This window comes from Flavobacterium sp. T50_26 (genome assembly GCF_057652995.1).
Genome location: NZ_JBYFCC010000002.1, coordinates 77787 through 90110, shown reverse-complemented (window position 1 = coordinate 90110; position 12324 = coordinate 77787). Strand labels below are relative to the sequence as shown.

Annotated in this window: 8 protein-coding genes; 2 read left to right on the top strand and 6 right to left on the bottom strand. The window is 34.0% G+C overall.

Translation table 11 applies throughout. From position 1 onward, the window contains the following. Window positions 1–7: 7 nt before the first annotated feature. Window positions 8–7039 (top strand): putative Ig domain-containing protein, encoded by a 7032-nt coding sequence (locus AC23MC_RS01645; protein WP_487566689.1) that lies wholly within the window; start codon window positions 8–10, stop codon window positions 7037–7039. Window positions 7040–7143: 104 nt separating this feature from the next. Continuing rightward, window positions 7144–7917, top strand: coding sequence for a hypothetical protein (locus tag AC23MC_RS01640; protein WP_487566688.1), 774 nt, complete (start codon window positions 7144–7146; stop codon window positions 7915–7917). Here AC23MC_RS01640 and AC23MC_RS01635 read toward each other — a convergent pair. The 6 genes from AC23MC_RS01635 to AC23MC_RS01610 all read right to left on the bottom strand — a co-directional run bounded on the left by AC23MC_RS01635 (window position 7897) and on the right by AC23MC_RS01610 (window position 12311). After that, window positions 7897–8352 carry an SRPBCC family protein gene (locus tag AC23MC_RS01635; protein WP_487566687.1) on the bottom strand — a complete coding sequence of 152 codons (456 nt, stop codon included), beginning with the start codon at window positions 8350–8352 and terminating at the stop codon, window positions 7897–7899. The genes AC23MC_RS01640 and AC23MC_RS01635 overlap by 21 nt on opposite strands. Window positions 8353–8406: 54 nt before the next feature. Then, window positions 8407–8793, bottom strand: a complete 387-nt coding sequence (locus AC23MC_RS01630; RefSeq protein WP_487566686.1) for a hypothetical protein — start codon at window positions 8791–8793, stop codon at window positions 8407–8409. Between the two features lie 10 nt (window positions 8794–8803). After that, entirely contained in the window at window positions 8804–9151 is a 348-nt protein-coding gene (locus tag AC23MC_RS01625) for a hypothetical protein (RefSeq protein WP_487566685.1), read from the bottom strand. Continuing rightward, window positions 9148–9483, bottom strand: coding sequence for a hypothetical protein (locus AC23MC_RS01620; RefSeq protein ID WP_487566684.1), 336 nt, complete (start codon window positions 9481–9483; stop codon window positions 9148–9150). Before AC23MC_RS01620 ends, AC23MC_RS01625 begins: the two co-directional genes overlap by 4 nt. 54 nt (window positions 9484–9537) lie before the next feature. Beyond that, entirely contained in the window at window positions 9538–10041 is a 504-nt protein-coding gene (locus AC23MC_RS01615) for a GbsR/MarR family transcriptional regulator (protein ID WP_291095006.1), read from the bottom strand. A gap of 251 nt (window positions 10042–10292) precedes the next feature. Next, window positions 10293–12311: a M3 family metallopeptidase gene (locus AC23MC_RS01610; RefSeq protein WP_487566683.1), complete on the bottom strand. Its 2019-nt coding sequence runs from the start codon at window positions 12309–12311 to the stop codon at window positions 10293–10295. Between the last annotated feature and the right edge of the window lie 13 nt (window positions 12312–12324).

Below are 12324 nucleotides of genomic sequence, written 5' to 3'. Positions count from 1 at the left end.
TATGCACATGAAAAACATTATGCAGCTGTTAGCCGCTATGATTCTTATTGTCTTTTCTCAAGATGTTTCGGGTCAAAATTTGGTTATAAATGAGGTCTTAGCCAGTAATTCATCAGTAAACACAGATGAAGACGACAGTTATCAAGATTGGGTAGAATTGTATAATGCTACTCCAAATCCAATCAATTTAGAAGGCTATGGATTGACTGATAATTCAACCATTTTATTTAAATGGGTCTTTCCTTCAGTAACCATAAATCCAGGAAGCTACTTGATAATCTGGTGTTCTAATAAAAACAGAACAACACCAGGACAGCCTTTGCATACCAATTTTGCAATTAGTGCCGATGGGGAAACAATTTCATTGACCAATACGGAAGGAATTGTAGTTGATTTTGCACCACCAACTCCAATGTTAGCGAATATATCTTTCGGTCGTTCTCCTAATGGAACGGGAGGTTTTGTGTTTTTTCAAACACCAACTCCCGAAGCAGAAAATGTTGGAACCGGTTATACTGAAACACTAAGTTCGCCTCAATTTTCTCAGAATTCAGGATTTTTTACCACTAGTTTCGATTTAACCATTTCGTCCGAAGATGAAGATGTAACTATTTTATATACAGTTGATGGTTCTGAACCGGATGAAAATAATTTATTAGGAACAACGTATAGTTACAAAAATCAATATCCAAAATTACCCGGACAAGCGTTTGGGCCGTTTTTAAATAATTCATTTGAAACATTAACTTACACAAATCCCATTAGTATTATTGATCGTTCTCCGCTGCCAAACAAAATTTCGATGATTTCTTCCACATATGATTTTGTGGCTCCTTATCTTCCGGATGTGCCGATTTTTAAAAGCACGGTTGTTCGTGCAAAAGTGATTAAACCGGGTGCAATGGCAAGTGATGTTGTAACCAGAAATTATTTTATCACCCCTCAAGGTAATAATCAATTTTCATTGCCGGTTGTTTCATTGAGCATTGATGAAGATAAATTGTTTGAATACAACGACGGGATTTATGTAGCCGGAAAAGATTTTGATACTTGGAGAACCAATAATCCTAATCAAGTGCCCGATTGGGAAATTGGAAATTTTGCTCGTAAAGGAGCTTCATCAGAAAGAGAAGCAAATTTTAGTTATTTTGTTAATGGAAATGAAGTCATCAATCAAAATATAGGTATTCGTATTCGAGGAAATTACTCGAGAGTTTATCCAAGCAAATCCTTTAACTTTTATGCCAAAACAGAATATGGCGATAATGACATGGATTATGCTTTTTTCTCCGATTTAACAGATGATAGTTTTACGCGACTTTCCTTAAAAAATTCAAGTGGTGATTTTTATCATACCAATTTCAGAGATCCTTTAAACCATGAATTAATAAAAGGCTTACGAGTTCAAACAGAGGCTTATCAACCGACTATTACATTTATAAACGGAGAGTTTTACGGAATTTTAAGTTTCCGTGAAAAATATGATGATAAATTTTTTAAACGAGTTTATAATATTGATGAAGATGAAATTGATGTCTTAGAAAATGACGCCATTGAAGAAGAAGGTGATAATGTACATTATTTACAAATGATTGATTATGTTGAAAATAATTCTTTGGCTACTGAAGAAAATTACAACTACATCAAAACCCAAATGGATACAGATAATTTTCAAGATTATTTTATATCCAATATTTTCTTTCAAAATGTCGATTGGCCAGGAAATAACATCATTTATTGGCGAAAAAAAACAACTCAATATGAACCAACTGCACCATACGGTTCAGACGGAAGATGGCGTTGGGCAATTCACGACATGGATTCAACATTTGGATTAAGTGGCGGAAGTATTTCTATCAATTCCCTTGAAAATGCAACAGCTGCAGGTGGTACAAACTGGCCAAATCCGGATTGGTCCACGTTGTTACTCAGAAAATTATTGGAGAATGATGAGTTCAAATATGAATTTATCAGCCGTTTTGCAGATGTGATGAATACTTATTTTGAAACGGATAGAATTCTGACTCGAATTGATGAAATGAAAACGGTTATCGCACCGGAAATGCCACGCCAATATGAAAGATGGAAAACCCCAAGCAATTATAGTTGGAATTATTTTATTGATAAATTAAAACTTTTTGCAAACGATAGACCCGAAATTCAACGTGGTCACATTCGTGATAAATTTGAAATTGCAAACAATATTGATGTTACTGTCGATGTTTCAAATGATGAGCATGGTTTTGTTAAAGTGAATACCATTGAGATTTTACCAACAGTTCCCGGAATTTCTGAAAATCCTTATCCTTGGACGGGAATTTATTACTCCAATATTCCGGTAAAATTAAAAGCAATTGCTAATTCAGGATATGTTTTTAGTCATTGGGAGGGAGCTTCAACTAGTATAGAAGAGGAAATTATAATTGATTCAGCAGACAGTTTTTCAGTAACTGCCGTATTTATTCCTGAAGGATTTTCAATTGAAGAAACTGAGCCAATTTATTTTTGGATGATGAATTCCGCCTTGCCAAATGATGCTCCGATTCTTTCGATTAATTCAACATTTGAAGTTTTAACTGAAGGTGTTTTAGATTTTCAATCGTGTTTGGAAGGCTATCCGTTTAACAATGCTCATCCCAATTGGAGAAAAGCATCGATGGAACGACGAAATAGTCCGACAGCGATAAATTATATTCCGGAAGCCAATAATAATTTAGCTTTTGGAGCTTCAAATATGCGTGGATTGCAAATCAAGCAACCTTTTCAAAATGAAGGTTTAGAAAATGCAATGCTGTTTAATTTTTCTACGGAAGGATATAAAGATATTATTTTCGGATTTGCTGCTAAAGATGAAAATGCTGCCGATGCCATTGTAGTAGATTATTCAATTTCTGAAGGCGATCCGGTTTGGATAACATCCGGTTTAACCGAAACTTCTTTGCCACTTTCATCCGATTTTGAATTGTTTGAAGTTGATTTTTCTTCTATTTCAGGTTCAATAAATAATCCAAATTTTAAAGTCAGATTGCGATTCACTGGTCCAAATATGACGATTGACAATGGTGACCGAGTTACATTTAATAATTTTTCTGTAAAAGGAGTTCAATTACCGTTGCAATACCCAACACCAAATGTGTTTACAATTGGCACCGAAATATCACCTTTAATTCCTACAGTTACAGCTGTGGCGAATAGTTATTCCATTGAACCAACTTTACCAAACGGATTAAGTTTTGATGAAACAACGGGAATTATTTCCGGAACTCCGACTGAACTTTTATCTGCAACAGATTATACAATTACAGCAACAAATTCAGGCGGAAGCACGAGTTTTGTATTGTCGATTGAAGTGATTGATGTTGCACCATCTTCATTATCGTATTCTACACCAAATGTTTATACAATTAATGAAGCGATTGTAAATTTAGTTCCAACGATTTCAGGCGGAGCAGTTTTAGACTATTCCATCGAACCAACTTTGCCAAACGGATTAAGTTTTGATGAAACAACGGGAATTATTTCCGGAACTCCGACTGAACTTTTATCTGCAACAGATTATACAATTACAGCAACAAATTCAGGCGGAAGCACGAGTTTTGTATTGTCGATTGAAGTGATTGATGTTGCACCATCTTCATTATCGTATTCTACACCAAATGTTTATACAATTAATGAAGCGATTGTAAATTTAGTTCCAACGATTTCAGGCGGAGCAGTTTTAGACTATTCCATCGAACCAACTTTGCCAAACGGATTAAGTTTTGATCAAACAACAGGAATTATTTCCGGAACTCCGACCGAACTTTCATCTTCAACAGATTATACAGTTACCGCAACAAATTCAGGCGGAAGTACGAGTTTTGTGTTGTCGATTGAAGTGATTGATGTTGCACCATCGGCTTTGACATATTCCACACCAAATGTTTATACAATTAATGAAGCGATTGTAAATTTAGTTCCAACGATTTTAGGCGGAGCAGTTTTAAATTATTCCATCGAACCAACTTTACCAAACGGATTAAGTTTTGATGAAACAACGGGAATTATTTCCGGAACTCCGACTGAACTTTTATCTGCAACAGATTATACAATTACAGCAACAAATTCAGGCGGAAGCACGAGTTTTGAGTTGTGGATTGAAGTGATTGATGTTGCACCATCGGCTTTAACGTATTCCACACTGAATATTTATACAATTAATGAAACGATTATAAATTTAGTGCCAACGATTTCAGGTGGAGCAGTTTTAGACTATTCCATCGAACCAACGTTACCAAACGGATTAAGTTTTGATGAATCAACCGGAATTATTTCCGGAATACCAACAGAACTTTCATCCGCAACCAATTACACAGTAACTGCAATCAATTCAGGCGGAACTACGAGTTTTGTTTTATCGATTGAAGTTATTGATGTCGCACCATCGGCTTTAACGTATTCCACTCCAAACATTTTCACGGTTGATGAAATGATTTCTAATTTAATTCCAACCATTTCAGGTGGAGCAGTTTTAAATTATTCCATCGAACCAACATTATCAAATGGATTAAGTTTTGATGAATCAACCGGAATTATTTCAGGAACACCAACTGAACTTTCATCTGCAACAGATTATACAATTACCGCAACAAATTCCGGAGGAAGCACAAGTTTTATTTTGTCAATTGAAGTGATTGATGTTGCACCGTCGGCTTTGACGTATTCTACACCAAATGTTTATACAATTAATGAAGCGATTGTAAATTTAGTTCCAACAATTTCCGGTGGAGAAGTTTTGGACTATTCCATCGAACCAACTTTGCCAAATGGATTAAGTTTTGATGCATCAACCGGAACTATTTCCGGAACACCAACTGAACTTTCATCTGCAACAGATTATACAATTACCGCAACAAATTCCGGAGGAAGCACAAGTTTTATTTTGTCAATTGAAGTGATTGATGTTGCACCGTCGGCTTTGACGTATTCTACACCAAATGTTTATACAATTAATGAAGCGATTGTAAATTTAGCTCCAACAATTTCCGGTGGAGCAGTTTTGGACTATTCCATCGAACCAACTTTGCCAAATGGATTAAGTTTTGATGCATCAACCGGAACTATTTCCGGAACACCAACTGAACTTTTATCTGCAACAGATTATACAATTACCGCAACAAATTCCGGAGGAAGCACAAGTTTTATTTTGTCAATTGAAGTGATTGATGTCGCACCGGCATCATTATCGTATTCCACACCGAATATTTATGCAATTAACGAAGCGATTTCAAATTTAGTTCCAACCATTTCAGGTGGAGCAGTTTTAAATTATTCCATCGAACCAACTTTACCAAACGGATTAAGTTTTGATGAATCAACAGGAATTATTTCAGGAATTCCAACCGAGCTTTCATCCGCAACCAATTACACAGTAACTGCAACCAATTCAGGGGGAAGTACGAGTTTTGTGTTGTCAATTGAAGTGATTGATGTCGCACCATCTTCATTAATCTATTCTACACCAAATGTTTATATAATTAATGAAGCGATTGTAAATTTAGTTCCAACCATTTCAGGTGGAGCAGTTTTAAATTATTCCATCGAACCAACGTTACCAAACGGATTAAGTTTTGATGAATCAACCGGAATTATTTCCGGAACACCGACCGAACTTTTATCTGCAACCAATTACACAGTAACCGCAACCAATTCAGGCGGAAGCACGAGTTTTGTACTGTCGATTGAAGTGATTGATGTGGCTCCAACAAGTTTGACTTATTCAACTCCGAATATTTTTACGGTTGACGAAACGATTTCTAATTTAGTTCCAACCATTTCAGGTGGAGCAGTTTTAGACTATTCCATCGAACCAAGTTTACCAAACGGATTAAGTTTTGATGAATCAACCGGAATTATTTCCGGAATGCCAACAGAACTTTCATCCGCAACAAATTATACAGTTACCGCAATAAATTCTGGCGGAAGCACGAGTTTTGTGTTGTCGATTGAAGTGATTGATGTCGCACCTTCTTCATTATTATATTCAACTCCGAATATTTTTACGGTTGATGAAACAATTTCAAATTTAGTTCCAACCATTTCAGGTGGAGTAGTTTTGGAATATTCCATCGAACCAAGTTTACCAAACGGATTAAGCTTTGATGAAACAACCGGAATTATTTCCGGAACTCCAACTGAACTTTCAACTTCAACAGAGTATACAATTACCGCAACAAATTCAGGCGGAAGCACAAGTTTTATTTTGTCAATTGAAGTGATTGATGTCGCACCTTCTTCATTAATCTATTCTACACCAAATGTTTATACAATTAATGAAGCGATTGTAAATTTAGTTCCAACAATTTCCGGTGGAGCAGTTTTAGACTATTCCATCGAACCAAGTTTACCAAACGGATTAAGTTTTGATGAAACAACCGGAATTATTTCCGGAACTCCAACTGAACTTTCTTCAGCAACAAATTACACAGTAACTGCAACAAATTCTGGCGGAAGCACGAGTTTTGTGTTGTCGATTGAAGTGATTGATGTGGCACCTTCTTCATTATCGTATTCTACACCAAATATTTATACAATTAATGAAACGATTATAAATTTAGTTCCAACGATTTCAGGTGGAGAAGTTTTAGACTATTCCATCGAACCAACGTTACCAAACGGATTAAGCTTTGATGAAACAACTGGAATTATTTCCGGAACTCCGACTGAACTTTCTTCAGCAACAAATTACACAGTAACTGCAACAAATTCTGGCGGAAGCACAAGTTTTGTGTTGTCGATTGAAGTGATTGAGCCCTTATCAATCGATGATACTTTAAAATCAGGTTTTATACTTTATCCAAACCCATTTGAGAGTAGTATAAATGTAATTCATTCTTTTGGAAGAGTAAATTATACTTTGTATTCTTTAAATGGAAAATTAATACGAAATGGAATTTTAGATTCATCTGAATTAGTGATGCCTGAATTACCAACCGGAACTTATTTATTACAATTAGAAACCGAAGGTAAAATTCAAAATTTTAAAATTATAAAAAAATAAATTTTTAAAAATATAAGTTGAAAAGGAGTTTGTTCATTCAAGCTCCTTTTTTTATGGATTTTCAGTAAAAAGCTGTTTCTTGCAGAAAAATTATCCTTTTTAATTTGAAATTTCTCAAAAACATACTCGATTTTTATATTCAATCTTCGTTACATATTGCGGTTGCGGTTTTTGCTTTGGTAAGAATAACTGAAATTTCACTTCAACTTTCAAACAATGTGACTTTAGAATTGACCATTTTTTTCGCAACAATTGTAGGTTATAATTTTTTAAAATATTTTGAAGCTTTTCAAAAAGGAAATTTCGATTTAAATAAAAATCGCTATTTAGTTGGATTGACATTTCTTTCTGCAATTGCCACACTTTTTTATTTTTTACAATTAAATAATTCAATCCAAATTTATTTCATCAAAATAGGACTGTTGGTTGCATTTTACCCATTTCTGCGAAAATTTGGTTTTTGGAAATTGTTTTTAGTCAGTTTTTGTGTGACAGCAATTACGGTTTATGCACCGATTTTTCAGGAAAATATATTTTACGAAAACGAAAAAATTATTCTTCTTCAACGGTTTTTAATCATTTTTAGTTTGATGATTCCGTTTGAAATTTTAGACAGCCAAACCGATGATGAAACGATGAAAACGCTACCACAACGATTTGGAATTTTTAAAACTAAAGTGTTCGGAATTGTTCTTTTATTTCCTTTTGTTTTGTTGGATTTTTTTAAACAAAATTTTGAAATTTCAACATTCATAATTGCTATTATAACAGCACTTTTTATCGGATTTACTACTTTCAAAAGAGATAAGTATTATACCTCTTTTTGGGTGGAAAGTGTGCCGATTTTGTGGTTAGTTTTATTGCTGATTCTCCGCTAAATTCTTTAAAATTTTATTTCTTGTTTTGATGAAATTCGTCAAATATTTTTTCAAAATAATTTTATCAAATATTAAACCTAAAACGGCATAAGGTGTTTCATATTCTAATCGATCAATCATAACTGTAAACTCATTTTCAACTTGAAAAAAATGTTCGTGTTTAAATGATTTAAAATGACCTTCTTCCATTTCATCCACAAAATAAGAAGGAAATGTAAAATGTGTAATTCGGCTTTTATGCAAAAGTTGTAACCCAAAATGTCTTCCGCTCCAAGTAACGGTTTCGTTTAATTCAATCAAACCTGAAGTTTTTCCATCTATCGCTTTTTCATTTGATTTTGCAGCAGAAAGTTGATGAATATCGATGTTTCTGGCTAAATTAAAAACAGTTTTGATTGGAGATTTTATTTTGGTGGTAATAATGATTGTAGTCATTTTTTTGATTTTTTTACACCTGACAGGTTTCAAAAACCTGTCAGGTGTCTTAGTTTATCCTCTAAAAACAATTCGTTCTTCTACTTGTGGCTGACTCGCTTTTCTTTTTCCTCTGAAAAATAAATACAAATTAATGAAAAGCATAATTCCCAAATAAATTGAAAATCCACCAATTTTGCTGGTCAATTCTTCAATCATAACTTGATATGAATTGTTGTATAAACTCATTTCCATAATTTTTAAAGCAAATCCGATGTTGAGTAAATAAAAACCTGTTTCAAATAATTTGTTGGTGGCTTTGGCAATTTCTTCACGACCTTTAAATATGTCGGTCATATAAATCAAACTGTTTTTAAACAACGTTTTTGAAACATAAATAGTTAATGCAATTGCAACCGGAAGATAGATTGCGTAGGCGAGAAGTGTTTTTGTAGTTTCCATAATTTAAATATTAATTGATTAATTTTTTAATGTAATTTGTAATCATAAAAATGTTGAGGTAATGCAGAATTCCGATGATAAAAAGGATAATTGATGTTTTGTAGGCGATGATTCCAATTAACTGATTCGCAGTTTCGATTTTCTCCCAACTCAAAATCGTAATTGCACAATAACCGAGATTCAGTAAATAATAACCCAACAATAAATTTTTATTTACTTTTTTGCATAGCTCTTCGTGATTGGGAACTAATTGTGAAACAAACACATTGCCGTTTTTGTACAAAATTTGTCCCACAACAAAAATGATGATGGCGGTTATGGTAAGGTAAATTGAGTAGGAGAGGATGTTGAGGTTCATATTTCTTTTCTTTTATAAATTAGTACAGATAGATAAATTGTTAATAGTAAGGGAATTGGAAATAGAATGTAGGTCAAAATCTCACTGTAAAATATATTTATATTGAAATACCAAAGCCCAAAAAATAATATGACAATTAAAATATAATTAATGAAATACCAATTTTCCAGATTTTTTATCAAAAGAATAATTCCTAATACAACTTGAATAAATCCTGTTGTCATTGTTGAAACTAAGGCAAACATCAACATTCCTTCATCAAATATTCCAAGAATAGCTAGTGCTATTGGTATCCCAATTGCTACTGTATTTAAAATTTTTAAATATTTCACCTTATCTATTATTTTAAACTTTCAGAAAAAAATGAAAGTTATTATTAAAAAAATTTATTTCATTATTTTCACAACCAATTTTGCCAACCAATTGTCTTTGTATTCAGTGATTTTATCCAAAACATTATCCGCTTTCAACACAAAATCATACAATTTAGAAGTTTGATCCACAAAATGTTTTTCAGCGGCGGTTCCGTCCGATTCAATTGCCGAAACTTCTTTCAAGACTTTCAAAGCAGGCTTAATTTCTCGTTTGCTACGTTCTCTCGAAATTTTCACGGCCAATTCATCTAAATCTTTTTCGGCAGTAAAAAACTCTTTGCGTTCGCCGGCTTTGTATTCTTTGTACACAATTCCCCAATCCATCAAAGCTCTCAAATTCATCGAAGCATTTCCGCGAGAAATTTGCAATTCATCCATAATGTCTTCCATCGAAATCGGTTCGTGAGAAACCATCAACAACGCATGAATCTGAGCCATGGTTTTGTTAATTCCCCATTGCGAACCTAAAGCTCCCCAGGTTTGAACGAATTTATTTTTTGCTTCTTTGAATTCCATGAGACAAAGATATATAAAAGTTTTTAAACTTTCAAAAAAAAATGAAAGTTTGTTCAAAATTTTAATTTGGGCGTTCCCTTCCGCAAGCTACAGGTCAGGCTTTCCGTTACAAGTCCTCGCAAAAAATGCCATTTTCTATAAACCAAAAAGAGCTTCCGTTGGTCGCTTTTTTTGCTTAAGAAAATTGGCATTTTTTTGCTGTGGGCTTTCCACTTCAATCCTTAACGCAGGGAAGAGCTAAAATCGAAAATCTAAACCAACCCCGCTCTCTTCAACAACGCCTCTACTTTCGGTTCCTGACCTCTAAACTTTTTGTACAATTCCATCGGCAATTCAGTTCCACCTTTTGATAGAACGTTGTCTTTGAATTTTGTGGCCACTTCGTGATTAAAAATTCCTTTTTCTTGAAAATAAGCAAACGCATCGGCATCTAACACTTCCGCCCATTTATAACTGTAATAACCTGACGAATAGCCACCTTGAAAAATATGCGAAAACGACGTACTCATACAATTTTCTTCCACATCAGGATATAAAGAAGTTCCTTCAAAAGCAGCTTTTTCAAATGCTTTTACATCTTCAATAGTTTGTACTTTGGCGTGATAAGCAATGTCCAACAGTCCAAAACTCAACTGACGCATCGTCGCCATTCCTTCTAAAAAACTCGCACTTTCCTTAATTTTTTCCACATACTGCTGCGGAATCACTTCGCCGGTTAAGTAATGCTTTGCAAACAAAGCCAACGCTTCAGGTTCGTAGCACCAGTTTTCCATCACTTGACTTGGCAATTCCACAAAATCCCAATACACCGATGTTCCCGACAAACTCGGATACGTCGTGTTCGCCAACATACCGTGCAATGCGTGACCAAATTCGTGAAACAAAGTCGTCACTTCGTTAAAGGTTAGCAGTGAAGGTTTGGTTTCCGTCGGTGGAGTAAAATTACAAACAATCGAAACGTGCGGTCTTTCGTTCACGCCGTTTTTTATATATTGTGGTTTGAAAGAAGTCATCCAAGCACCATTTCGTTTTCCTTTTCTCGGAAAAAAATCGGCATAAAAAATGGCAACCAATTCATCTTGAAAATCCAACACTTCAAAAGTTTGCACATCTTCGTGGTATTTATCAATATCAAAAACTTCTTTAAACTTAATTCCGAATAATTTCTCAGCAATCGTAAAAGCTCCGTTCAATACATTTTCCAATTTGAAATACGGTTTCAACAATTCATCATCCAAACTAAATAATTTCTGTTTTAATTTTTCCGAATAAAAAGCACCGTCCCATTTTTCTAACTGATCGATTCCATCAATTTCTTTCGCAAAAGCGGTTAAATCCGCAAATTCTTTTTGAGCAGCAGGTTTTGCTTTTTCCAACAAATCATTCAAAAACGATTTCACTTTTTCCGGATTTTGAGCCATTCGTTCTTCCAACACAAAATGAGAGTGCGATTCATAACCCAATAAATTTGCACGTTTATGACGCAATTCTACAATTCGTTTGACATTCTCTTTATTGTCAAATTCATTATTTTGAAAGGCTTTTTTTCCGGCAGCAATGGCTATTTCTTTTCGTAATTCACGGTTTTCAACATACGTCACAAACGGCAAATAACTCGGAAAATCCAATGTAAAAACCCAACCATCCAATCCTTTCGATTTGGCTAAACTTGCCGCCATTTCTTTTGTTCCATCGGGTAAACCTTTTAAATCAGCTTCGTTGGTAATTTGCAATTGATAATTGTTGGTTTCGGCTAAAACATTTTCGCCATACGTTAATTTTAATTTGGCTAATTCGGTGTCAATTTCTCGTAATTTCAATTTGTCTTCTTCCGAAAGTAATGCTCCATTTCGAGAAAAACCTTTGAATTTTTTATCTAATAAAGTTGTTTGTTCGGTTGTTAAAGTCAATTTATCTTTTTGATCATAAACGGCTTTTACACGTTTAAATAACTCTTCATTCAACGAAATATCATTGCTGAAAGCAGTCAATAATGGTGAAACTTCTTGAGCGATTTTTTGCATTTCATCACTCGTTTCAGCTGAATTCAAATTAAAAAATATTGACGATAATCGATCTAACGCTTCACCTGAAAAATCCAATGCTTCGATCGTATTTTCAAAAGTTGGAACTTCAGTATTGTTAATGATTTCATCAATTTCAGTCTTTGCTTTTGCAATAGTTTCTTCAAAAGCAGATTTATAATTTTCTAATTTTATTTGCGAAAAAGGAGCGGTGTTGTGTTTGGTTTGAAATACTTCGGTTAACATAAATTCAATTTTT

What these genes read in the sequence shown, in the direction of transcription:
- AC23MC_RS01645 (WP_487566689.1), top strand. Translation starts at nt 8, where the DNA reads ATGAAAAACATTATGCAGCTGTTAGCCGCTATGATTCTTATTGTCTTT.
- AC23MC_RS01635 (WP_487566687.1), bottom strand. Translation starts at nt 8,352, where the DNA reads ATGACTACAATCATTATTACCACCAAAATAAAATCTCCAATCAAAACT.
- AC23MC_RS01630 (WP_487566686.1), bottom strand. Translation starts at nt 8,793, where the DNA reads ATGGAAACTACAAAAACACTTCTCGCCTACGCAATCTATCTTCCGGTT.
- AC23MC_RS01625 (WP_487566685.1), bottom strand. Translation starts at nt 9,151, where the DNA reads ATGAACCTCAACATCCTCTCCTACTCAATTTACCTTACCATAACCGCC.
- AC23MC_RS01615 (WP_291095006.1), bottom strand. Translation starts at nt 10,041, where the DNA reads ATGGAATTCAAAGAAGCAAAAAATAAATTCGTTCAAACCTGGGGAGCT.
- AC23MC_RS01610 (WP_487566683.1), bottom strand. Translation starts at nt 12,311, where the DNA reads ATGTTAACCGAAGTATTTCAAACCAAACACAACACCGCTCCTTTTTCG.